The organism is Vibrio sp. 1F255 (genome assembly GCF_041439145.1).
In the GTDB taxonomy this organism is placed as follows: Bacteria; Pseudomonadota; Gammaproteobacteria; order Enterobacterales; family Vibrionaceae; genus Vibrio; species Vibrio crassostreae_C.
In genome coordinates this window covers 67,654-92,570 of record NZ_JBGONQ010000009.1, presented here as the reverse complement: position 1 = coordinate 92,570, position 24,917 = coordinate 67,654, and the positions used below count along the sequence as shown (strand labels likewise).

At 44.9% G+C, this 24,917-nt stretch carries 22 protein-coding genes; 6 read left to right on the top strand and 16 right to left on the bottom strand.

Features of this window, described 5'->3' with window-relative positions:
* Window positions 1-125 precede the first annotated feature (125 nt).
* Complete coding sequence (gene sohB, locus ACED41_RS07820; RefSeq protein ID WP_004737399.1) at window positions 126-1,187, bottom strand: protease SohB; 1,062 nt, start codon at window positions 1,185-1,187, stop codon at window positions 126-128.
* 143 nt (window positions 1,188-1,330) lie between these two features.
* On the opposite strand from sohB, the gene ACED41_RS07815 reads away from it, so the two are divergent.
* From ACED41_RS07815 to ACED41_RS07800, 4 genes are all read left to right on the top strand, one after another.
* Window positions 1,331-2,071 carry a YciK family oxidoreductase gene (locus ACED41_RS07815; RefSeq protein ID WP_017062135.1) on the top strand — a complete coding sequence of 247 codons (741 nt, stop codon included), beginning with the start codon at window positions 1,331-1,333 and terminating at the stop codon, window positions 2,069-2,071.
* A 317-nt stretch (window positions 2,072-2,388) separates the two neighbouring features.
* On the top strand, window positions 2,389-3,096 hold the full coding sequence (gene imuA / locus ACED41_RS07810) for a translesion DNA synthesis-associated protein ImuA (RefSeq protein WP_371724741.1): 708 nt from the start codon (window positions 2,389-2,391) through the stop codon (window positions 3,094-3,096).
* A 3-nt stretch (window positions 3,097-3,099) separates the two neighbouring features.
* The gene (locus ACED41_RS07805) at window positions 3,100-4,569 is read left to right on the top strand and encodes a DNA polymerase Y family protein (RefSeq protein ID WP_371724740.1); all 1,470 of its coding nucleotides are present in this window, start codon (window positions 3,100-3,102) and stop codon (window positions 4,567-4,569) included.
* Between the two features lie 113 nt (window positions 4,570-4,682).
* Window positions 4,683-7,775 (top strand): error-prone DNA polymerase, encoded by a 3,093-nt coding sequence (locus ACED41_RS07800; protein ID WP_371724739.1) that lies wholly within the window; start codon window positions 4,683-4,685, stop codon window positions 7,773-7,775.
* A gap of 333 nt (window positions 7,776-8,108) precedes the next feature.
* On the opposite strand, the gene ACED41_RS07795 is transcribed toward ACED41_RS07800, so the two are convergent.
* Window positions 8,109-9,050, bottom strand: coding sequence for a chemotaxis protein CheV (locus ACED41_RS07795; protein WP_017062139.1), 942 nt, complete (start codon window positions 9,048-9,050; stop codon window positions 8,109-8,111).
* A gap of 168 nt (window positions 9,051-9,218) precedes the next feature.
* Complete coding sequence (locus ACED41_RS07790) at window positions 9,219-10,436, bottom strand: ROK family protein (protein ID WP_017062140.1); 1,218 nt, start codon at window positions 10,434-10,436, stop codon at window positions 9,219-9,221.
* Between the two features lie 319 nt (window positions 10,437-10,755).
* On the opposite strand from ACED41_RS07790, the gene pyk reads away from it, so the two are divergent.
* Complete coding sequence (pyk, locus tag ACED41_RS07785; RefSeq protein ID WP_017062141.1) at window positions 10,756-12,204, top strand: pyruvate kinase; 1,449 nt, start codon at window positions 10,756-10,758, stop codon at window positions 12,202-12,204.
* Between the two features lie 159 nt (window positions 12,205-12,363).
* Here pyk and ACED41_RS07780 read toward each other — a convergent pair whose 3' ends face one another.
* Window positions 12,364-13,578 carry a patatin family protein gene (locus tag ACED41_RS07780; protein ID WP_017063485.1) on the bottom strand — a complete coding sequence of 405 codons (1,215 nt, stop codon included), beginning with the start codon at window positions 13,576-13,578 and terminating at the stop codon, window positions 12,364-12,366.
* Window positions 13,579-13,619: 41 nt separating this feature from the next.
* Complete coding sequence (locus tag ACED41_RS07775) at window positions 13,620-13,709, bottom strand: YnhF family membrane protein (protein ID WP_100214626.1); 90 nt, start codon at window positions 13,707-13,709, stop codon at window positions 13,620-13,622.
* A gap of 145 nt (window positions 13,710-13,854) precedes the next feature.
* Here ACED41_RS07775 and ACED41_RS07770 point away from each other — a divergent pair, with 145 nt between their 5' ends.
* A complete protein-coding gene (locus ACED41_RS07770) occupies window positions 13,855-14,448 on the top strand; it encodes an outer membrane beta-barrel protein (protein ID WP_017067207.1) in 594 nt (197 codons plus the stop codon).
* Between the two features lie 91 nt (window positions 14,449-14,539).
* Here the strand turns inward: ACED41_RS07770 and ACED41_RS07765 are convergent, their stop codons facing one another.
* The 11 genes from ACED41_RS07765 to fabD all read right to left on the bottom strand — a co-directional run bounded on the left by ACED41_RS07765 (window position 14,540) and on the right by fabD (window position 24,840).
* Entirely contained in the window at window positions 14,540-14,944 is a 405-nt protein-coding gene (locus tag ACED41_RS07765; RefSeq protein WP_017062144.1) for a hypothetical protein, read from the bottom strand.
* A 229-nt stretch (window positions 14,945-15,173) separates the two neighbouring features.
* A complete protein-coding gene (ptsG, locus tag ACED41_RS07760) occupies window positions 15,174-16,604 on the bottom strand; it encodes a PTS glucose transporter subunit IIBC (RefSeq protein WP_017062145.1) in 1,431 nt (476 codons plus the stop codon).
* 445 nt (window positions 16,605-17,049) lie between these two features.
* A complete protein-coding gene (locus ACED41_RS07755; RefSeq protein WP_017063483.1) occupies window positions 17,050-17,817 on the bottom strand; it encodes a TatD family hydrolase in 768 nt (255 codons plus the stop codon).
* On the bottom strand, window positions 17,808-18,773 hold the full coding sequence (locus ACED41_RS07750) for a DNA polymerase III subunit delta' (protein ID WP_017062147.1): 966 nt from the start codon (window positions 18,771-18,773) through the stop codon (window positions 17,808-17,810). Before ACED41_RS07750 ends, ACED41_RS07755 begins: the two co-directional genes overlap by 10 nt.
* A gap of 6 nt (window positions 18,774-18,779) precedes the next feature.
* Window positions 18,780-19,412 (bottom strand): dTMP kinase, encoded by a 633-nt coding sequence (gene tmk / locus ACED41_RS07745; RefSeq protein ID WP_371724738.1) that lies wholly within the window; start codon window positions 19,410-19,412, stop codon window positions 18,780-18,782.
* 10 nt (window positions 19,413-19,422) lie between these two features.
* On the bottom strand, window positions 19,423-20,439 hold the full coding sequence (mltG, locus tag ACED41_RS07740; RefSeq protein ID WP_017062149.1) for an endolytic transglycosylase MltG: 1,017 nt from the start codon (window positions 20,437-20,439) through the stop codon (window positions 19,423-19,425).
* A complete protein-coding gene (pabC, locus tag ACED41_RS07735; RefSeq protein WP_371724737.1) occupies window positions 20,436-21,314 on the bottom strand; it encodes an aminodeoxychorismate lyase in 879 nt (292 codons plus the stop codon). Before pabC ends, mltG begins: the two co-directional genes overlap by 4 nt.
* A 104-nt stretch (window positions 21,315-21,418) precedes the next feature.
* A complete protein-coding gene (fabF, locus tag ACED41_RS07730; protein WP_010437291.1) occupies window positions 21,419-22,663 on the bottom strand; it encodes a beta-ketoacyl-ACP synthase II in 1,245 nt (414 codons plus the stop codon).
* 93 nt (window positions 22,664-22,756) lie between these two features.
* On the bottom strand, window positions 22,757-22,990 hold the full coding sequence (gene acpP / locus ACED41_RS07725; protein WP_004737381.1) for an acyl carrier protein: 234 nt from the start codon (window positions 22,988-22,990) through the stop codon (window positions 22,757-22,759).
* Window positions 22,991-23,156: 166 nt separating this feature from the next.
* Window positions 23,157-23,891 carry a 3-oxoacyl-ACP reductase FabG gene (gene fabG / locus ACED41_RS07720; RefSeq protein ID WP_010437280.1) on the bottom strand — a complete coding sequence of 245 codons (735 nt, stop codon included), beginning with the start codon at window positions 23,889-23,891 and terminating at the stop codon, window positions 23,157-23,159.
* A gap of 25 nt (window positions 23,892-23,916) precedes the next feature.
* Entirely contained in the window at window positions 23,917-24,840 is a 924-nt protein-coding gene (gene fabD, locus ACED41_RS07715; RefSeq protein WP_017067205.1) for an ACP S-malonyltransferase, read from the bottom strand.
* Between the last annotated feature and the right edge of the window lie 77 nt (window positions 24,841-24,917).

Here is a 24,917-nt window from a genome sequence, read left to right as displayed (position 1 = left end):
ATTATGGGTATAAAACTCCGCTCCCCCTACAACATAGTGGTCACCCGCTCGGAAGTGGAGCAATAAAAAAGCGCATAAGTCTGATGACTTATGCGCTTTCTTTTTAAGGCTCGAACTAAATAAGCTTAAACAATCGGCTTTTGACCGCGTTCAATCAGCTTCATCAGCACGCTGTCTGCAGATTTACCTGCCACGCCAGCTAGCTTGTCTGACAGCTTTTTCTTCTGTACATAGTGAATCGCTAGAACCGTCTTGTCTTTGCATGCTTCAACAACTAAGTCATCAGAAGTACGGATCTCATCCACCAGCCCAAGTTCATGTGCTTGTGTACCAAACCAGTGCTCACCCGTTGCAACCTTATCAAGGTCTAGCGCTGGACGATGGTCACGAATGAAGTCTTTGAATAAGCCGTGTGTCTCTTCTAGCTCTTCTTTGAACTTCTCACGTGCTTTATCGCTGTTCTCACCAAACATAGTCAGTGTGCGCTTGTACTCACCCGCAGTTAGCTGTTCAAACTCAATGTCGTGCTTTTTAAGCAGTTTATTGAAGTTTGGCAGTTGAGCGATAACACCAATAGAGCCAACAATAGCAAACGGTGCAGATACAATTTTGTCTGCGATACATGCCATCATGTAACCACCGCTTGCTGCTACTTTGTCTACCGAGATAGTCAGAGGCAAACCTGCCGCTTTGATACGATCAAGTTGAGAAGACGCTAAACCATAGCCGTGAACCATGCCACCGCCAGACTCAAGTTTCAGCAATACTTCATCACCTTCACGAGCCACAGCCAGAACCGCCGTTACCTCTTCACGTAATGAAGCCACTTCTTTCGCATCAATGCTGCCGTTAAAATCAAGAACGAATAGATGTGGTTCACGCTTGCTATCAAGCTCACCCTCTTTCGCTGCTTTCTTCACTTCTTTACCGCGTGATTTTACTTTCTCTTTTTCCGCTTTCTTTTCTGCTTTATCACGGGCTTTGATGAAAGCATCATCGTGTAGATGGTGCTCTAATTGTTCAATCGTCTGTTTATGGTGTTCAGATAGGTTCGTGATTTCCAGCTCACCTTTAATCGCGCTTGATTTTCCACCCACAGATTTAGCAATGACTAAAATTGCAATGATGGCGATTACAACGGTCGCAATCTTGGCTAAAAACAAGCCGTAGTCCAACAAAAATTCCAATGTCATATCCCCTATTGTATGAATTAGTGTATTGTAACCATCTTGTCACGATTACCAAGAATTTCTCATCATTCCTGCGGTTATCTGTGTGATTAAACATCAATGGAATGACGAACATAATAAAAGAAAGAAGGATAAGCACAGTGGATTACCCAATCTCTACAGATGCCCTCAAAGATAAAGTAATTTTGGTTACAGGTGCCGGTGCTGGCATTGGTCGCCAAGCTGCACTAAGCTTCGCTCAACATGGCGCAACTGTCATTCTGTTAGGCCGCAATGTTAAAAACCTAGAATTCATTTACGATGAAATCGAAAGCGCTGGTTACCCGCAGCCTGCAATTATCCCATTGGATTTAAAAGGTGCGACAAAGCAGAACTACGTTGATATGGCTGAAACCATTCAATCACAGTTCGGTCGTTTAGACGGCCTACTTCATAATGCTGGCGTTCTTGGCACTCTGAGCCCGTTTGAGCAGATTGATGAAGAAACCTTTGATGATGTTATGCAGATCAATGTGAAGTCTGAGTTCTTGATGACTCAAGCTCTGCTACCTGCACTTAAGAAAGCAGAAGCGGGTCGTATCGTATTTACCTCTTCAACGGTTGGTCACTCTGGCCGTGCATTCTGGGGCACTTACGCAATTTCTAAGTTTGCTACCGAAGGTATGATGCAAATCCTAGCGGACGAGCTTGAAGACACGAACATCCGTGTTAACGCAATCAATCCAGGCGGCACTCAAACACGTATGCGTGCAAAAGCGTACCCAGGAGAAGATGCGAATAAGCTAAAAACGCCACTCGACATCATCCCACTGTACCTACACTTAATGAACCCAAGTGTGACAGACATTAATGGCCAATGTATCGATGCTCAACCTAAGTAACTGATATCATTGACCAATAGTAAAAAGTCGCTTCCATAGCGGCTTTTTTTGTATCTAAATCAATCAACTAACACTGATACCAATCGTAGTAAATAACTGGTCATCCTAGCTTGTTAAAACACTCGATAACGGCGTTAGAAATTTTGATTGTAGAATAACTACTTATCGAAAATTTCTGCCTTGTTCTCAAGCATTTTTCCTGCGCTATTTATGATCACTTACTTACTGTGATTGGTATTATTCCCCTAATTTTCGTCATTTTGCTTTGCATCTTTTTCATTGTTAAATATACTGTATAAATATACAGGTATTTAATTATGCATGAACTAATAAAAAACTTACAAGACCGCCAGCTAATCTGGAAAGGGTTACAATCAACAACGCAAGGAAGCACCACTTCAACAGGCTATCCTCAACTGGATAAACAGCTTGATGGCGGCTTCCCGACGCACGGCGTTATTGAAGTTGAATCACAACAAGGGATCGGCGAGCTTCGCCTCCTTACGCCCTATTTATCTCAACAAAACTCGCAAAAACTGGCCATATTCATTAATCCGCCAGGGAAGATCTGTGCCGAGTTTTTTAGCGGCCAAGGCATTGAATTAGAGAATATTCTTGTTATCCAGCCTCAACGCGATCTCGATGCGTTGTGGGCGGCTGAGCAGTGCCTCAAAAGCGGTGCTTGTCACTCTGTATTGCTATGGGGAGCCGATCTAGAAATACACCAAACCAAGCGCTTACAAGCAGCAAGCGAAACCGGTAAGTGCCTGCAGTTTCACTTTAAAGCCACCAGCCATAATCAACTATCCCTACCTGTTTCTTTAAGCATGAAGCTGTCTTCTCACGCCCAAGGATTGAAGGTAGAGGTAACAAAAAGAAAAGGCAGTTGGTCGTATGGCGGCTTTATTCTAGACATGACACACAACTGGCCGTTACTCACAGAGAACGTCATTCATGAAGACAATTTAGATCGTGCTTTGTCAGGTAACACTGTGCTGGCTTTTCCTATTGCGAAGCAAGGCTAGCGTATGTTGTGGCTTTATCTGCACTTTCCGTCCCTGCAGTTGGATACCTTGTTTAACTCTAATGAATTGGGTTCGAGCGAAGACTCACGCGAACAACCCATTATCATCGTGGATGAAAAAGATCACCGAGTACTGCAAGCAAACCCAGTTGCGTTGCAATCGGGAATTTCACTTGGTACGGGCTTAGGATCTGCGGCGGCGCTGTGTCACAACTTACACGTCCACCCTTACAGTATTGAACTGGAGAAAAGTAAGCTCAAAGAGATCGCTCAATGGGCGTATCTGGTCACTTCCGACATGGCGTTATTGCCACCTAATGGTTTGTTGATTAAAGCCTCTAACATGCTGTCACTTTACGACGGGCTAGATAACTACTGGCATGAGCTCAAAAGCCACTTAGAAACGCTCAATATCCAGTTCAGCTTCGCTACGGGTTATTCGCCGCTTTCTGCGATCCTTTTGGGTAAGCAAGCGATCAACCAAGCAACAAACAATATTGAGCAGATGAAAACTTGGGTCAATCAACAAGCATTAATTTCCAGTGAGCTACCGACCAAGCAAGTGGAACGCCTGAACCGTGTCGGTATCAATACCGTTGAAGACTTATTAAAGCAGCCTTTGCAAGAGGTCGCACGCCGCTTTGATATCGACTTGGTGAATTATGTCGGGCGCCTTAACGGCCAGTTCAAGCACCCGATTGATTTCTATCATCCACCAGAGAATTTCCAGCAATATTTGGAGCTATTGTTTGATATTGAAAACATCCTATTTATCGAAAAGCCGTTGCTGAAATTACTGAATCAACTCGAATGTTTTTTGAAGCTACGCGATCGAGTGGCTTTCGAGTTAACTCTGACTTTACACCTAAGAGATAAAGACGATCACCCTGTCTCTTTTTATTCGGCACAAGGTGATTACCTTGCTGAAAAATGGGCGAACCTTACTCATCTCACCTTAGAGTCACTCAAGCTCACCGCACCGGTTCAAGGACTGACCCTCAGCTTGGTTCGTCATGGAGAACCCCAAATGGCCTACCATGATCTTTTTGATGGTAATACCGGAACACTTGCCGCGTTAGATTTGCTCTCACTACTGCAAGCAAAGCTTGGACAAGCCTGTATTCAAACACCAAAAATACAGCACGACCCAAGGCCAGAAAAGGCCAATCAGTATTCGCTCCCAACACTGAGTAAGTCTGTGACAAAAAGGCAAGCGCCCTCAAGGAGCGAGCAACAAACCACTGCTCTCAGCGTCGTTCAACAGCGGCTCAGGCCCAGTATTTTACTGCCAGAGCCCGAAGCCTTAACCGAAAGCGTCACCTTATCTCAAGGCCCAGAGCGCATTGTGTCTGGCTGGTGGGACGGAGAGAAGGTCATTCGTGACTACTTTATTGCTCACAGCGAAAACGGTCGGTGGCTCTGGATATTTAAAACGCCAGATAAACAGTGGTTTTTGCACGGCTTATTTAGCTAGTCGGTAAGAACGTAAGTCAGCAAGAAACTTTGTTAGCTCCTCCGTTCTACTTATTCAATTTCAGCGTCCCTTTTCAATCATGTTCACTCGCAATGGTTAAGTGAGATTACGTTATGTCTCAGCAATACTCAGAGCTTTTCTGTCAAAGTAATTACTCCTTTCTAGAGGGAGCTTCGCATGCGGAAGAGCTTGTTTTACAGGCCGACTTCTTACGTTACAAAGCACTCGCGGTTACTGATGAGTGCTCAGTCGCGGGCATCGTTAAGGTTCACTCTGCAATCAAGCAACATAAACTGTCACTCAAGCAAATTGTCGGGAGCATGTTTTGGTTAAATGAAGAGTGCCAAGTGATCTTGATATGCCCAAACAGACAAGCCTACGCCGAGCTGTGCCGTATAATTACCAACGCGAGACGTCGTAGCAGTAAGGGACATTATCAGCTCTCTGAGTGGGATATCATGTCGGCTAAGCACTGCTTTATTCTTTGGCTTCCTCAACAGAAAAATGAAGACGCGCACTGGGGGCAATGGCTATCTCAGCACCATTCAGGTCGGCTTTGGATCGGCTTACAAAGACACCTAAAGCAAACCGACCAGCAGTACACAGATTACTGCGTTGAGCTGTCACAACATCATCAACTGCCGATAACAGCTTGTGGTGGCGTGCTAATGCACAATGCTAACCGCTTACCCTTGCAGCACTCACTCACTGCGATAAAGTACCAAAAGCCCATTACCGAAGTGGGCAGTCACTTACTCGCTAATGCCGAGCGCTGTTTACGGAGTATCAATAAGCTCTCTCATATCTTCAAAGCGGAGTGGCTAGAAGAGAGCAACCGTATCGCTGAGCTGTGTGAATTTGATTTAAATAGCTTGCGATACGAATATCCCAGTGAGCTGATTCCTCAAGGGGAGACACCCATGAGTTATCTGCGCATGTTGGTCGAAAAAGGAAAACAGACTCGCTTCCCACAAGGTGTACCTAACGACATCCAACAAATCATAGATAAAGAATTGGGATTAATTGACGAGCTTGACTACCCTTTCTTTTTTCTCACCATTCATGACATCGTGATGTTTGCCAAAAGCCAAGGCATTCTTTACCAAGGTCGAGGTTCAGCGGCCAATTCCGTGGTCTGTTACTGCTTAGAAATCACCTCTGTCGACCCAAGACAGATCTCGGTGCTGTTTGAGCGTTTCATCAGTAAAGAGCGCGATGAGCCGCCTGATATTGATGTCGATTTTGAACACGAACGTCGTGAAGAAGTCATCCAATACATCTATAAAAAATACGGTAGAGAACGGGCTGCACTTGCTGCAACAGTCATCTCTTATCGCTTCAAAAGTGCGGTGAGAGATGTGGGGAAAGCATTAGGGCTACAAGAAACTCAGCTCGACTACTTCATCAAGAACACCAATCGCAGGGACAAAAGCTTAGGTTGGCAGGCTCAGCTCACTCAATTAGGGCTACAACCTGATTCTTTGAAGGGGCAGCAGTTTATCCACTTGGTTAATGAGATTATCGGCTTCCCACGTCACTTATCTCAACATGTCGGTGGCTTTGTCATATCCTCAGGGCCTTTGTATGAGCTGGTTCCCGTCGAAAATGCAGCGATGCACGATCGAACCATTATCCAATGGGATAAGGATGATCTAGAAACCTTAGGCTTGCTGAAAGTTGATGTGCTCGCGTTGGGTATGCTCTCTGCGATTCGTAAATGTTTCGACCTGATCAAACGTATTCACGGGCGATCACTGACCATTGCTGAGATCACTCGCCTTAAGGACGATCCTCAGGTTTACGGCATGATTCAGCGAGCAGACACAGTCGGGATATTCCAAATTGAGTCACGCGCACAAATGAGCATGCTGCCAAGGCTTAAACCGAAGACTTATTACGACTTGGTGATTCAAATCGCTATCGTACGCCCAGGCCCTATTCAGGGTGATATGGTGCATCCGTTTCTCAAGCGTCGAGATGGTATTGAGCCAATCAGTTATCCATCTAAAGACGTGGAATCAGTACTGTCGCGCACCTTAGGTGTACCGATATTCCAAGAGCAAGTGATCAAACTCGCGATGGTCGCTGCAGGGTTCACAGGCGGAGAAGCAGATCAACTCAGACGGGCAATGGCCGCTTGGAAGAAAAATGGCAACGTCTTTAAGTTTAAAAACAAACTCATCGAAGGAATGCAAAAGCGCGGCTATGAGACAGAGTTTGCTGAGCAGATCTTTAAACAGATATGCGGCTTTGGCGAGTACGGTTTTCCTGAAAGCCACTCCGCTTCGTTTGCGGTGTTAGCGTATTGCTCCGCTTGGTTGAAATGCTACTACCCAGAGTGCTTCTACGCTTCTCTGTTGAATAGCCAACCGATGGGGTTTTATAGCCCTTCACAGTTGGTACAAGACGCACAACGACACAATGTGGTGATACTTCCGGTATGTGTGAACGCTTCTCAAAACGACCACACGGTTGCCCCTCATCAGAATGGTCTAGCGATTCGCTTAGGGCTGCGACAAATCAAAGGATTCAGCGAGCATGGAATTCAAAGCGTGCTCGCCAATCGTCCACCATCCGGTTATCGCCACCCTAGTCAGGTGAAACAGTTATCGATGAATAAGAAAGATATCGAGCTACTGGCATCGGCCAATGCGCTACATAACGTTTCTGGAGACCGCTTCCAGACTCGCTGGGCGATCATGGACTCGGCGTCGGATTTACCTCTGTTTAGCCAAGCCTATGACGATGCTGAGGCAGGACATGACGAACATGTACTGCACAAGCCCAATGAGATGCAAGATCTACTCGAAGACTTCACCAGTGTCGGAATTTCATTGAACAAGCACCCCATCACTTTGCTCGAAGAAGCAGGACGATTAGGTCGATTCACACACATGAAAGATTTAATACAGCAAAGACACAAATCTATGGTCACCGTTGTCGGATTAGTCACAGGTAAACAATCTCCCGGCACCGCGGCAGGTGTCACCTTTGTTACGCTGGAAGATAGCACTGGCAATATTAATGTCGTGGTATGGGGAGCAACCGCACGCGCTCAACAGCAAGCTTATCTCACAGCCAAGGCGTTAAAAGTACAAGGGATATTAGAAAAAGAAGGTGAAGTCGTGCATGTTATCGCGGGAAAACTTATCGATATTACCGATGAAATTGTTGGCTTGAAAACCAAATCTCGGGATTTTCATTAGCGAAGTACCAACTGTTCTCAATCGATCATTGGCTAAAGAAAAGAGAGAAAGAAAAACGAAAAAGGGAAGCATCCGCTTCCCTTCAATTCCAGTTGTTGAGTTATGACTCAACTTCAGCTTCCGTACGTCTTTTCTTAAATTCCCTATACAGTAATAAGCTCAAAGTCATGACGACTTTAGACGTTAACCATATCATTAAGAGGAACTACCTTAGATTGTGTGTGAAAAATCACGCTAGTAGTTGAGCATATTTCGTTAAGAAAAATATGCTGCGTGAATATTAGCAAGCGTTTTCTATAAGGTCACTCAAAACAAACCGTACAGCAGCATTAATTATAAAATCTGACGCATTCGCTCTTGAGTCACTTCAACCAAGAGGTCTGGCTGGAACTTAGAAATAAAGCGGTTACACCCTACTTTCTCAACCATAGCTTCATTAAAACTTCCACTTAATGAAGTATTTAGCGTGATGAATAGGTCATGCATTCTTGGGTCAGTACGTACTTCGTGTGTCAGCTTGTAGCCGTCCATTTCAGGCATTTCAGCATCGGTGATCATCAACAATATTTCTTGATTGATGTCTTTGCCTTCATCACACCAGCCCTTAAGTAAGGTCAGTGCTTCTAAGCCATCACAACACTCAATAATGTTCAAACCCAACTGCGACAAGGTGCCTTTGATCTGGTTACGCGCTGTTGAAGAGTCATCAACGATAAGCACATTGCGTCCTATCATCTCCTGAGCTAATTGTTCATCTAAAACGCCTTCAGAGATCGAGACATCGTAATCAATGATCTCAGCCAACACTTTCTCAACATCGATGATCTCGACGATCTTGTGCTGCTCTTCTTCTTGAATATGCGTAATAGCGGTTAGGTAGTTTGCACGGCCTGTTGTCTTTGGCGGCGGCTGGATTTCTGTCCATGTCGTGTTCACGATATTACGAACTTGCCCAACCAAGAAACCTTGTACGGTTCGGTTGTATTCCGTAATAATCAGGTTGCTCTCTTGAGACTCCGCACGAGATGGCGGAAAGCCAATGGCACTGCGTAAATCGATAACAGGCACCGATTCACCACGTAAAGACGCAACACCCGTAATATGATGATGAGAGCCCGGTAAGCGAGTGAGTACTGGCACTTTGAGGACTTCTTTCACTTTAAATACGTTAATCGCAAATAGTTGACGACTATTTAAGCTGAATAACAAGAGTTCCAGACGGTTTTCACCGACCAGTTTGGTTCTCTGATCAACCGAATTTAAAACGCCAGACATACAACACCTTAGTGACAAATAATAACTGTGGCTACAATAGCCTACTTCAATAGGTTAAAGCAAAGCGCCAATGCACAGAATGCTTAAACTAAGTACAACAAATGATGTTATACAAAGCTTAAGTACATGGAAAGGTTCAAGGTAAGGCTACAAGACGAGAAAAAGGGGTTAACCTTCAATAACTTTCATTAACAGTTGGCCATCGTATAAGGCCTGCTTGATGAGCGCAGCACCTGGCATGGTTGCCTGCTTATAAAAACGAGATTCCACCAGCTCTAAGTCTTTATGGTAAACCGATAGACTCTGCTCTTCGATACACTTTTGAATCGCCGGGTATAACACGCTCTTCGCCTGATTGATAACACCACCCACCAAGATTTTCTCTGGGTTGAACAGGTTAATCACAATCGCAATCGCAGAACCTAGATAACGGCCTAACTGTTCAATCACTTCGACAGCCAGCGGATCCCCATTAGCAGCGGCAGCACAGATCTGTTCAATAGTGACGTCTTCAAACACCGTTAGCGTTGATTCTTCACCATTTACCAATCGCTCTTTGACTTGCTCACGGATTGCCTGAGAACTCGCCACCGTTTCTAAACAGCCTCGATTACCACAGTGGCAAAGCTTGCCTTCCTTGTCGATCTGGATATGCCCCAACTCACCGATGTTACCGTGACGTCCTTGCAGAACGCGACCATCAAGAATGATCCCGGCACCTAAACCGTGGTGAATCGAGATAAGAACAGAGTTGTCGTTGTCTTGTGAGTTACCAAACAGCTTTTCTGCTAATGCCCACGCTCGGGTATCATTGGCAATAAAAACTGGCAAACCGGTTTCTTTGTAGATCTCCGGCCCCAACGCTAAGTTTTCAACGTTATAGTGCGGCATCTGCAACACAATACCTTGCTCTGAATTCACCAGACCTGGCAGTGTGATAGCGATACTCGTCACCCTGTCGAGTTGCTCGGCATAGGTTTGGAAGAACTCATCGATTTCATGGAGAAGACGCGCAAGCACATCGTCTTGATCACGTTCATGGATATCAATCTTGGTATCGATAAGCACGTCGCCGCCCAATTCATGGAGCGCGATCGTCAAGTATCCGCGACCAAGACGCATCGACAAAAATTGCCAACCTTCGTTATTGGTTTGCAGACCGACAGCAGGACGCCCACGAGTCGTGGCTTCTTGAACCGTCGTTTCGTGAATAAGGTGAGCTTCAATGAGTTCACGGGTAATTTTAGTAATACTCGCCGGAGCCAACTCACTTTGCTTGGACAGATCGATACGAGAAATAGGACCTTTAAGGTCAATTAGTTTATATACACGACCAGCATTGACCTGTTTGATATGATCAATATGGCCCGGTTGAGCCATGTACATTTTACGCTCCAGAAATCATCAACGAGGTAATTTTTTTACTTTGCGAAGTAATTGTGAAGTCACTTGGTATATCGCCGTGACCAGTATCACGTATATACATGAATCTTTGTGTATCGAGTCAAATAGTTCGAGGAAAATTAACACCCACATCGATAATTTACGACTTAATTTTCAGAATAAAACATCGCATTTGAGCCCTGAATTCAATAATTAAAGGCAAATCAAGAAATATCCTCCTAGCTCCCAATAAATTATCAATTAATGCATATACTTAATTCAGTCTTTTAAAAGATTACTTGGCCTCACTCTAGGAGTATTCATGACAGCCGAATTAAGAAAAACGAAAATCGTCACAACGCTAGGCCCTTCTACTGATAAAGGTAACGTGCTTGAAGAGATCATCAAAGCCGGTGCCAATATTGTTCGTATGAACTTCTCTCACGGCACCAGCGACGACCATATACAACGCGCAGAAAAAGTCAGAGCAATAGCAAAAAGACACGGTACTCAAATTGCCATTCTCGGAGACTTACAAGGTCCCAAGATTCGTGTGTCGACATTCAAAGATGGCAAAATCCAACTTGCCGTAGGCGACCTGTTCACTCTCGATAGCAGCCTAGGTTTAGGTGAAGGCAATCAAGAAGCCGTTGGCCTTGATTACAAAGAACTGCCTAACGACGTATCCGCCGGCGATATACTGTTGCTTGACGATGGTCGTGTTCAACTCAAAGTAACCAAAGTGGAAGGCTGTCGCGTTCATACCGAAGTCATCATTGGCGGCCCACTCTCAAATAACAAAGGCATCAACAAAAAAGGGGGTGGCCTTTCCGCAGAAGCGCTAACAGAAAAAGACAAGCGCGACATCGTCACCGCCGCACAAATCAAAGTGGATTACCTAGCGGTGTCTTTCCCTCGTAATGGTGAAGACATGCACTATGCTCGTCAGCTTGCACGAGAAGCCGGCTTAGAAGCTCACCTCGTCGCAAAAGTGGAGCGAGCAGAGACAGTAGCTACAGTTGAGAACATGGATGACATCATAATGGCCTCAGATGTGGTCATGGTGGCTCGTGGTGACCTCGGAGTGGAAATTGGCGACCCTGAGTTAGTCGGAGTACAAAAACAGCTTATACGCCGTGCCAGAGCGCTTAACCGAACTGTCATCACCGCAACTCAGATGATGGAATCAATGATTTCTGCGCCAATGCCAACCCGTGCCGAAGTTATGGATGTTGCCAACGCCGTACTCGATGGCACCGATGCTGTGATGCTGTCTGGTGAAACTGCAGCTGGTGACTACCCAGTCGAGACCGTAAAATCGATGGCTGAAGTCTGTATTGGTGCGGAAAAAATGGCAGGCATTAATAACCAATCCAATTACCGTATTGACCGCACCTTTGTTACTGCCGAAGAAACCGTTTCGATGGCGACCATCTACTCTGCAAACCATATGGAAGGCATTAAAGGCGTTGTCACTCTCACCGAGTCAGGCCGCACCGCACTGATGATGTCTCGCCTGAGTGCCGACATGCCGATCTACGCGCTGTCTCGTAACGAAGGAACGCTTAATCGCTGTACCTTATACCGAGGTGTGACACCAATCTACTTCGAGACAGAAGCCGAAGACAGCTTTGACATTGCACTATCTACACTCACTTGCTTGAAAGAGAAAGGACACCTTAAGTTTGGTGACCTAGTGATCGTCACTCAAGGCGACATTATGGATGTAGCAGGGTCAACCAACTGTATGAGAATCTTGCCTGTCACCTAATATTTGACCTTAAGGCGAAACGATTCGCCTAATCTCAAAAACTTAAAAGGGTTATCGAACCAAGTTCAATAACCCTTTTTCATTTCAGAACACGACTCACTAAAATCTGCTTAAACAGCATAACGAGCTCACAGCATGCTAGCTCATCAACTTCGGGAATTAGTTACCCGCAGCAATGGTGGCTAACTGTGGCATATGCGAGTTGCGAGCGTTTTCCGTTGAGGTATAGGTCTCCACAAATCGGTAACCGGCTTCTAAACCCAATTCGTAATCATGCAGTAAATCATCTTTATGACTCATTAATGAGCTCGATTTAAGCGTTTGACTAGGTGCTATCTGAACCACAAACGCGTCGTCTGGTGGCGAATTCAAAAAATCCTGAGTCAATGAGTAGGTCTGATAATGCACCATCAGCATGTCAGCCAACCCTGAATCAAACTTATCTCCGATTAAATGACTTAAGCGATAAATATCATCTGCACCAAATAGCCAGCGACCACCGTTCAGCAGGTCTAAATGCCCACGGTCACGCTTCTGCTCTTTTGAGCGCATAATTTGTTGTTGGAAGAAAGAGGTCCAGTCGGTTTTCCACTGTTCCACTTTCTGTTGCCAATGGCCTTGAACACTGTCGAAAGATTCGCGGAACCACTCCAGTTCTTCTGCAGATATAGGTTTAGGCGCTTTGACTGAAGATCCCTTAACTGGTGCTTCAACCAAATGGGTATTACCTTCCTCCACCACTGGCTCAGTACGAATCACCACAATAGAACGAGCTTGTCTTCGCCACGCTTCCTGAACTGGGATACACGCCGATACACCACCGTCCACATAAGCACTGTCACCAATAAAGACTTCGTCATTGTACAAGCGAGGAATAGCACAGGTCGCAATCATCACCTTGTACCAATCTTCGCCCAATAATGGGAAGTAGTGGTCTCGTAAGTCTTTGGAATCCGTTACAGCCGCATAGAAGTGGCGATCGCCTAGCGTTTGTCGCCCTAAATCCAGATCGAGCTTATATGGGTAAGCCATGATTTGTTCTAGCGCCCATTCTAATCCTAGGTTCTTTCTGTGTCGTATATAGGAAAAGAGATTGAAGAACTCTGGTGAGGTTGTGAGGTCGAGAACAAAAGAACGTCCAAGGCCTTTATCACGGCACAGATAAGCACATAAGTTGAGAGCACCTGCTGAGGTACCAAAAAATTCGTCGAAGGGGTCAAAATTTGAGAGAAGAAAGGCATCCAGCACTCCAGAAGTAAAAATACTTCTCTGTCCGCCACCTTGAGCGACCAGTGCTGTTTTTCCAGCAATAAACTTAGCGTAATAATCCAAGTCTATTGCTGTATCAATATTGGTTATAATCCCACTATTCATTATTCCCTGAGTATCAAAACTCAGCCTCGCAATAGATGGTATTAACTACCAATCGCAATAAAGCCAAATGAAAGAATGATCATGTAGATAAACACGGTAATTTGTAGGGCATTTTTCAGATTATGGTCCATAGACACCTCTGGCTTATTATTAATTTGTCGAGTCTCTATTTAAGTACTATCAGGTGTGTGAAGTATCTTCAAGAATCGTCGAAATTAGTCGCACAATATTGATGTAACCATCACAATTAGTATGTGTATGGATAAGGATATACTCATGAATAACAAAGCAAATATGATGGCACTGATTACGCTTCTCTCCGTTTCAAGCGCGTATGCTTCGCCGGAGATCATCATTACACCTATGGTAGGTTATACCGGCGGTGGCAGTGTCGAAGACCAGGACGGTAAAACCTATGACATGAAAGGCTCTGAAAATTACACCTTTGCCATTGAAACGCCACTTGAAAAAGGACGCATCGGCTTCTTCTACTCCAATCAGAGCTCGGAATTAGAAACGCTCAACCTAAGCTCCTCCATCCAATACCTGCACCTTCAAAGCAGCATCTACTACCCTGCTTCGCCTGTGTTGTCGGGTTATCTAGGGCTAGGCCTGGGTGCTTCTTACGTCGATGTAGACTGGGCAAAAGATAAGTATGGATTCTCAACTTCTATCTTTGGTGGCTTAGAGTACAAATTTAGTGACCGACTAGCGTTGAACACACAAGTACGTTGGTTAGGCACGGTTGTCGACAACGATACCTCCGGTGTTTGTAATATCCCAAATAACGGGCAAGAGTGCATCATTCGCTTTGATACCGACTGGATGAACCAATTCCAAGCCAATGTCGGACTGAGTTTTACTTTCTAAGTGGCTCAATGAAGCAAAATATAAGATCGGCCCAAACGAAAAAACCAGCTAAATGCTGGTTTTTTCATTATTAAAACGGTTTTAGTTCAGGTTAGAACTTATAGGTAACACCTAAAGCGCCGCCCACTTGCAACTCAACACCTTTATACATATCGAGTTCAGGGTGAACTTGAGCGTAAGCATTCCAACCTTCGTAGAAATTCACTTTCACGCCTAACGGCAAGCGTAAGCCAAAGTCGTCATTCCATTCAGCCCAAGCACCAGCACCGACGTACCAGCTCAACGGAGCTTCAGTCTCGAACTGACCACGCTTCAAAATGTAATCAAAGGCAGCGCCGTCATTGCCAATCGTAGCACGGTATTTCTGATCAAATTCCACAACGACACTCAGGTCTTGGTCAATGGCGAGTCCCACTTCCAAAGCTGGAGCTTCAGAAGCTTGAGCAAACGAGGCTCCGCTGCAGCACATAAGGCCGATCAAGTAACGATGTTTCATAATATTCTCAGACTGTATTTAAAAAACGGAAGTCTACTGGAATCTCAGCAAAAGGTGTCATCGCTGGGTAAAAGATAAAAGACACGAAAAATTTAAGAGCAACCATCAACTGATCGAGTTGAATGATAAGTATCTGAGTTAATGGAGATTAAGCACAATAGATCTTTCATAGAGCAGAAAACAAAAAAGGAGGCCTTTCGGCCTCCTTTCAATTTATTGAATCAGAGAATTAACCGTTGTTACGGATCCACTCATCCATGTCTGTCTTAAGGTTGTCAGACTTAGTACCGAAGATAGCTTGTACGCCACCCGCTACTACTACAACACCTGCAGCGCCTAGTTTCTTCAGCTTGTCTTGGTCAACAAGAGCTGTATCAGCTACTGCAACACGTAGACGAGTAATACAAGCGTCAAGACCAGTGATGTTCGCTTTACCACCGAATGCAGCAACTAGCTCACCAGCAAGTTCAGAACCAGTCGCAACTGACTCTTCTTCAGTCTCGTCTTCACGGCCTGGAGTTTTAAGGTCTAGAGCTTTAATCACAGTGCGGAATACGATGTAGTAAATTGCAGCGTAAGCAATACCACATACAACCATTAGGCCCATCTTAGACGCGTTGCCAGATAGAACTAGGAAGTCGATTAGACCGTGTGAGAAAGATGTACCGTGTACAAAACCTAGAGTGTTCGCAAGAACGTATGCAGAACCAGCTAGTAGAGCGTGGATTGCGTACAGTACTGGAGCAACGAATAGGAAAGAGAATTCGATTGGTTCAGTGATACCCGTTAGGAATGAAGTCAACGCAGCAGAAGCCATGATGCCCATTACTTTAGCGCGGTTTTCAGGCTTAGCTGAGTGTGCAATCGCGATTGCAGCAGCAGGTAGACCGAACATCTTGAACATGTAACCACCAGCTAGCTGACCGAAGCCATTGCCCGCTGCACGAGATGCGTCATCAGCAACTAAGTAACAAGTAAGAACACCGTTTTGAGTTTCGCCAGCAGCGTTTACACAAGTACCAGCTTCAAAGAAGAAAGGTACGTTCCAAACGTGGTGAAGACCAAATGGAATTAGAGAACGCTCAACGATACCGTAGATACCAAACGCCACTTGTGGGTTTTGGTGAGCAGCCCAATCAGAGAACGCAGAGATAGCGCCGCCAACTGGTGGCCATACTACAGATAGTAGGATTGCTAGACCAATCGCAGAGAAACCTGTGATGATTGGCACAGCACGCTTACCAGCGAAGAAGCCAAGGTACTCTGGTAGTTGAATACGGAAGAAACGGTTGAATGCCCAAGCAGCAACACCACCGACTAGGATACCACCTAGTACACCAGTATCGATTTTATCAACGCCCATTACACCAGCCATTACGCCAAGTGTAGCCGTCATGATGCCGTAACCAACGATAGCAGCTAGACCCGCTACACCATCGTTGTTAGTAAAGCCAAGTGCAACACCTACTGCGAACAGTAGTGCCATTTGACCGAATACTGAACCACCAGCTTGTTCCATTAAGTTTGAAACGATTTCTGGAATGAAAGGAAGATCTGCTGCACCGACACCTAGCAAAATACCCGCAACTGGTAAAACTGATACTGGAAGCATCAGAGACTTACCAACTTTCTGCAGGCTAGCAAAAAGGTTCTTAAACATGTTTATGCTCCTGATAAAGATAAAATAATTATATTGGGTTCTAACGGCACACCCCCGTAGCCTATATGTTAGCACCCTGCGAAAATGTAACCATGTATTGCATTATATTTTCTGCCGCTAAATATATATTGATGAGGAACTAACTTTCTAGTCACTTACGAAATTTAGTTTCAAAACACGTCTTGGATCACATGTCAAATCTAGAAATGCAATGCTTTACAAGTGTTTAATGCATTGAAATATATAAGTATTTTTCAAGAGCCCTATTATTTTACTGGGTAAATAAAATAGGAGCGAATGTTATTTTTAGTAACAAAATTACAAATGTTATAATTAGCGCTCTCAAGTTCAACATAATTCGTAAACATTAAAAAAAAACGTATTTTTGGTGATCAAAAACACAAAAAGGGAGCTTTTGCTCCCTTTTATTTGTTTACTTAGATTTTTATCGCAAAAAAAGTTTTTGGTAATTTTTGGTCGTTTGTTCGGCAACCTCTTTCATCGACACACCTTTTAATTGCGCAATGTAGGCCGCCACTTCGACGACATATGCAGGCTGATTCTGCTTTCCACGATATGGAATGGGCGCCAAGTATGGAGAATCCGTCTCGATCAGCAACCTGTTTAGCGGTAGGTTTTTAACAACTTCTTTAAGTTCTGTAGCCTGCTTAAAGGTCACAATGCCTGAAATTGAGATATAGAAACCTAGTTCCATTGCTGCTTCTGCGAATGCTTGATCTTCGGTAAAGCAGTGAATCACACCGCCACACTTCTCAGCTCCGCCATCACGTAAAATAGCTAATGTGTCTTCACGTGCGTTACGAGTGTGAATGATCAAAGGTTTATTCAGCTCAACGGCTAACTCAACATGCTGCTTAAATCGTAGCTGTTGCAGCTCCGCCGTCTCTGGTTGGTAGTGATAATCTAAACCTGTCTCTCCAATCGCCACAACCTTAGGGTTGCTCGCGTATTCACGCATTGTCTCTAGGCTGAAATCACTTTCAACATCGAGAGGGTGAACGCCACAAGAGGCTTTAACGTTATCAAACGGCGAGATCATCTCGAGCATATTTTCAAACGAATCGAGTGTCACACCGACAGAAAGCAATTGGTCTACATTAGCAGCCTTCGCCTTGTTAACCACATCTTCTACGCTGGTGTGTAAATCTTGGTAATCCAGTTTGTCTAAATGACAGTGGGAATCTACGAACATGTTTCCTCGCAAGTGGCTATCAGCCAATTCATTATGAGTAGCTCCGTATTGAGCCCAGGGTGTTGCTTTAACTGCTCAATCAATGTCAGCAGTTTATTCGATGCTGCATAAGCACTTTGATAAGACATCGCCTCACACAGTGCTTTCGCACTCGGAGTGAAAGCCTGATTCGCCAAACCAAAATGCAGCTTCTGTACATCTGACAATAGATGCCAAAGCCAGCCAAGTTGAATCAAAGGGTCTTTGCTAAGCTCTGTAGAGAACTTTAGCATGTCAGGTTGAGTGCCTTTTATCACATTCACAAAGCCATCGAGCGCTTTTGTTGAAGCTTCAACGCCACCTTGCTCAAACATCGCTTTTGCTTTTAAAGGCGCGTTGTCATTGAGTGCTAAAATATACTGCGGTACCGCTTTGCCCACTTCACCATCTAACCACGCTGATGCTGTCTCTAACTGCGGACTAACCACATTGAATTGCTGACAACGGCTAATAATAGTCGGCATTAAGCGATTACTGTTACGAGTAGACAGAATGAAGATGCACTTGCTTGATGGCTCTTCCAGAGTTTTCAATAGTGCGTTGGAAGCCGATTCGTTCATTGCTTCAGCAGGGTTAAGCAAAATAACGCGCAAACCACCTAACTGAGAAGACTCTTGAGCCCAGCGGTTACTGGCACGCACTTGATCAACCGTGATCGACTTACCTTCTTTCTCGGGTGAGATCACATGAAAATCAGGATGACTGCCCGACTTCATTAACTCACAGCTGTGGCAAAACCCGCACGACTCGCTTTCATAGTTCGTGCACATCAATGCGTCGGTAAGTTGGCTAATCAAAGCATCAACGCCGAGCCCTTCCGGTGCATTAACAATCACAGAGTTAGGAAAACGCTCCGCATCGAGACTTTTTTTCCACTCACTCCATACCGGTGTGAGCCAAGAATACACTTCAGCCATGACTACCTACTGTTTGTCGAGCCAAGCAGTTAGCGCGACTTTAATATCAGCGGCTACTTGCTCAATTTCTTGCTGCGCGTTAATCACAAGTACAGAATCATCTTGTTCTGCAATTTCTACATAGCGCTCACGCGTGCGGTCGAAAAATGAGATGTCCATCTTTTCAATTCTATCAAGCTCACCACGGCCTCTAGCACGCTCTAGCCCTACTCTAGGGTCTAGGTCCAAATATAGCGTTAGATCGGGTTTAAAGCCGCCTAGCGTGGTTGCTTTCAGTGATTCCATAGTCGTGCGCGCGATCTGGCGACCACCACCTTGGTATGCCTGTGAAGACATATCATGACGATCACCCAATACCCATTGACCATTGGCGAGTGCCGGCTTGATGACGTTCTCGACTAATTGAACACGTGCTGCATACATCAACAGCAATTCAGTCATGTCTTGAAGCTTCTCGCCTTCGTGCTCTTCTTTAACCAATGAACGCATCTTTTCAGCTAAGACAGTACCACCCGGCTCGCGAGTATTAACAATATCTTCAACACCCGATGCTTTTAATGTCTCAACGATGGCATTGATTGCTGTGCTTTTGCCAGCGCCTTCAAGGCCTTCAACCACGATAAATTTCGACTGATTCATAATTATTTCTTTATCTGTTTTTTCTTAATTGCTTTAAGTAAGCTCGCACTGCACGGTTATGCTCAGTCAAACTCTTTGAAAATACGTGCCCACCTGTTCCACTCGCAACGAAATACAAGTAGTTGCTCTTCTCTGGATTCAACGCCGCGTTGATAGACGCTTTGCCTGCCATAGCGATAGGTGTCGGTGGCAAGCCACTCATTGTATAGGTGTTGTAAGGCGTTGGCGTGCGTAAGTCTTTCTTACGGATGTTGCCATCGTAGCTGTCACCCATGCCATAGATAACCGTTGGGTCAGTTTGCAAACGCATACGCTTGTTTAGACGGTTAACAAACACAGAAGAAACACGCTCACGTTCTGACGCAACAGCGGTCTCTTTCTCAATGATAGATGCAAGAATTAACGCTTCGTATGGCGATTTAAGAGGCAGCTTATCCGCTCGATTTTCCCACTCTTCATTCACCACGCTCATTAGGTCTCGATGCGCGCGCTTCAACAAATCTAAATCAGTGGTGCCGTAGGTGTAGTGATACGTTTCTGCTAAGAAGAGACCTTCTAGCTTTTCGTTTTCAATACCCAACTTTTCAGCGATCTCTTTTTCAGAAACGCCATCCAATGTCTGTTGAATGAATTCGTTGTCTTTTAGCTGAACAAGCCATTCGTCAAAACGACTGCCTTCAACAAAGGTAATAGTAAACTGGTGTTCTTTCCCTTCTACAAGCACCTGTAGCGCTTGCTCTAAGGTTAAACCCGGTTCAAGCAGGAAAGTACCCGCTTTTACGTCTACAAGCTCAGGATGTAACTTACGGATTAATTTCTCGTAAGGAGAAGCCTCAAACAGCCCCTCGTTAATCAACTGGGCTAGAACGCGGTTAAAGCTGCTACCTGAAGCAACAGTCACGACTTGTGGTTTTTCTAATTGAATAACTTGTTTCAGGTTATCTTGCGCTTGGTTGTAAACATAAAAACCAGCAGCACCGGCTGCAATTAAGCACAAGATAATAAAAATAAATAACTTTTTGATCACGAGTTTAGTTGTCCTTGAAGGCTACGAGTAACGGTTCCAATGTTAAATTGGGTATCACTAATACGGGTAACTGGGGCAACCCCTAAAATGGAGTTTGTCATGAAAACCTCATCAGCTTGCATGAGTTGAGATAAGCAGTAGTCACTAATTGTAACGGAAAGTTCAGCCTGATTCAGCGCGGTTAACACTTGCTTACGCATAACCCCCGCGACACCACTTTGAGTGAGTTGAGGTGTGTATATCGACTGACCTTTGCGCCAGAACAGATTGGCCATGGTGGTTTCAATCACATTGCCCGATATATCAAGAACCACACCATCCACTTCATTAGCTTGATCCATTTCATCTTTCATCAAAATCTGCTCAAGGCGATTATTGTGCTTATGGCCAGCCAGTAGTGGGCTCAAACCTAGCGCTTGATGGCAGATACCGAGTTCAACACCGGAGTCTTGCCACGCTGAATAATGGCTTGGGTAATCAAAGGTACTGATGGTGATTGTCGGCTTGGCGATATTCTTGGTACTGTAGCCACGCCCACCCGCTCCACGACTAACGTGCAGCTTGATCCCTGCTTTTTGATTATGAGGCTTGTTGGCGTTATGGAGCTTCTTTGAACCATCAAGGCTCTTTGTGCCATGAAGAGCGTTATGTTGGATGTGTTGAAGCGCAGTATCGAACCAAAGACTAACAACATCCCAATCAAGAGCAGAAATGCGTAGTGCTTTAAGGCACTCGTCGACACGGTGCTGATGATCGTGAAGATGTTGTATCTCACCATCACTCACGAGCATTGTCGTAAAACAGCCGTCTCCGTACTGAAACGAGCGATCCAAAATATCGATAGTTTGCTGGCTTTCTCCATCAACCCAAAACATGTTTTTCCCCATAAAAAGAAACGGCTCAATGCTAAAGCATCAAGCCGTTTAAAAACAAGTCTAATTGTGACTATCTACGAGTGTTTACGTCTTTAATAAGATGATTAAATCTTTTTGAAGATCAAACAGCCGTTTGTACCACCGAAACCGAATGAGTTACATGCAGCATATTCCATGTTGCTAACTTCACGCGCAGTGTGAGGTACTAAGTCAATATCTAAGCCTTCTTCAGGATCATCTAGGTTGATTGTTGGTGGAACAATTTGGTCAACCAGAGACATAGCCGTGATGATAGCTTCAGCAGAACCAGCAGCACCTAGAAGGTGGCCTGTCATTGATTTCGTAGAAGAAACCAATACTTGCTTGCTGCCTGCTTCGCCAAGAGCACGCTTGATGCCCTTAACTTCCGCTACGTCACCTGCAGGAGTCGAAGTACCGTGTGCGTTTACATAACCGATTTGTTCACCAGTAATGCCAGCATCACGCATAGCCGCTTCCATTGCTAGTGCGCCACCTGAGCCATCTTCACTTGGAGATGTCATGTGGTAAGCGTCACCCGACATACCGAAGCCAACTAGCTCACAGTAAATCTTAGCGCCACGAGCTTTCGCATGTTCGTACTCTTCAAGAACCATCATGCCTGCACCGTCGCCAAGAACGAAGCCATCACGGCCTTTGTCCCATGGACGAGAAGCTTTTTGAGGCTCATCGTTACGAGTAGAAAGTGCTTTAGCCGCACCAAAACCGCCCATACCTAGTGGAGTTGATGCTTTTTCAGCACCACCCGCTAGCATTGCGTCTGCATCGCCGTATGCAATCATACGAGCCGCGTGACCAATGTTATGTAGGCCAGTCGTACATGCAGTAGAAATCGCGATGTTTGGACCGCGTAGGCCACGCATGATAGACATGTGACCAGCAATCATATTCACGATCGTCGACGGTACGAAGAACGGGCTGATCTTACGAGGGCCTTTTTCAGTTAGAGCTTGGTGACCGGCTTCGATCAAACCAAGACCACCAATACCAGAACCGATAGCAACACCCACACGTGGAGCGTTTTCTTCAGTAATAGTTAGGGCTGAATCATCTAAAGCTTGAATACCTGCTGCGACGCCGTACTGGATGAACAAGTCCATCTTACGAGCATCTTTTTTAGTCATATACTCTTCGCAGTTAAAGTCTTTAACTAGACCTGCAAAACGAGTTGAGAAATTGGTTGCATCAAAATGATCGATATTAACGATACCACTTTGACCAGCTAGCAGGGCTTTCCAAGAAGATTCTACAGTGTTGCCTACCGGTGACAACATACCCATGCCAGTGACAACTACACGACGCTTGGACACGATTTTACACTCCGGGGATTGAGGTGATTTAAGATGAGGATAGATGAGTTAGATAAAACACAGGCGGTCGAGGTGACCGCCTGGGAGAGATTATTACTGAGCGCTAGTTACGTAATCGATAGCTGCTTGAACAGTAGTAATTTTCTCAGCTTCTTCATCTGGGATTTCAGTGTCAAATTCTTCTTCTAGAGCCATTACTAGCTCTACTGTGTCTAGAGAATCTGCACCTAGGTCATCAACGAAAGAAGCTTCGTTTTTAACTTCAGCTTCGTCTACACCTAGCTGTTCAACAATGATTTTCTTTACGCGTTCTTCGAGGTTGCTCATTTTTTCTTTTCCTTTACAGAGTTCGCTTTATGCGATGTTTTCCGTAGTTTATTCAATCTATTGAAAGTTGCAAGGTCAACTTTTCTGGTCAAACCACAATTTTCACGATTTTAACCGAAATTACGTATGATCTTGACTTAAATCATGCACAAATGTTGCACATAATTTACACCATGTACATACCGCCATTGACGTGAAGTGTTTCACCTGTGATATAAGCTGCCGCAGGTGACGCCAAAAATACCACAGCTTCAGCGATTTCGCGAGGGTCACCTAGTCGACCTGCTGGTACATTCGCCAAAGTTGCTGCACGTTGGTCATCATTTAGCGCTTTAGTCATGTCTGTTTCGATAAAACCAGGCGCTACAGTGTTTACTGTAATGCCACGAGACGCAACTTCACGAGCCATTGATTTAGTAAAGCCAATTACACCAGCTTTTGCAGCTGCGTAGTTAGCTTGACCAGCGTTACCCATAGTACCAACTACAGAACCAACGTTAACAATACGGCCTTGACGCTTCTTCATCATGCCACGCAATACAGCTTTAGACATGCGGAAAATAGGCGTTAGGTTAGTATCAATGATGTCGTTCCACTCATCGTCTTTCATACGCATAAGTAGGTTATCACGAGTGATACCAGCGTTGTTAACTAGAATGTCAATCGCACCAAATTCATCGTTGATGGTTTTCAGTGTAGCAGCAATTGAGTCAACATCAGTGACATTAAGAGCAAGACCTTTACCATTCTCACCCAGATACTCACTGATTGCAGCTGCGCCGCCTTCAGAAGTAGCTGTACCGATAACTTTAGCACCACGCTCAACTAAAAGTTCAGCGATTGCACGACCGATACCACGGCTTGCGCCTGTAACTAGTGCAACTTTGCCTTCTAAATTCATCATAACTTCTCTATTAAGTGGTTATTTACTTAGCAGCTTCTAGTGATGCAGTGTCGTTAACTGCAGCAGCTGTCATAGTTTTTACGATTCGTTTTGTTAGACCAGTAAGAACTTTACCAGGGCCTAATTCAAGTAGCTTCTCAACGCCTTGCTCATTCATCGCTTGTACGCCTTCAGTCCAACGAACTGGGCTGTACAGCTGACGAACAAGTGCGTCTTTAATTTTTGCAGGATCTGTTTCAGCGATAACATCAACGTTATTGATAACAGGCAATGCTGGCGTGTTGAACTCTAGAGCTTCTAGAGCCACCGCTAGCTTGTCTGCTGCTGGCTTCATCAGTGCACAGTGAGACGGCACAGAAACAGGTAGCGGAAGTGCACGCTTAGCGCCCGCTTCTTTACAAAGTGCACCAGCACGCTCTACTGCCGCTTTGTTACCCGCGATAACAACTTGGCCAGGAGAGTTAAAGTTAACTGGAGACACAACTTCGTCTTGCGCAGCTTGTTCACACGCTTTAGCAATCGCTTCATCGTCTAGACCGATGATTGCGTACATTGCACCAACACCTGCAGGAACCGCTTCTTGCATCAGTTGACCACGTAGTTCAACCAGCTTGATCGCTTCTTTAAAGTCGATAACGCCGGCACATACAAGTGCAGAATATTCACCTAGGCTGTGACCTGCTAGATTTACAGGTTGCTCTAGGCCAAGCTCTTGCCATACACGCCAAATTGCAACAGACGCTGTTAATAGAGCCGGTTGAGTGCGAAAAGTTTCATTTAGATTTTCTACAGGACCATCTTGAACCAATGCCCATAGATCGTAACCAAGTGCTTCTGAAGCTTCAGCAAATGTCTTTTTAACAACATCATACTGTTCGCCTAGGTCAGCAAGCATACCGATAGCTTGAGAGCCTTGGCCTGGGAATACGATAGCAAATTTGCTCATTGTAATTTTCCTTTAAGCAAAGCAAAAAATTGAATAAGGCACATAAGTTATGTGCCTTGTTTGTTGATTATCGCTTG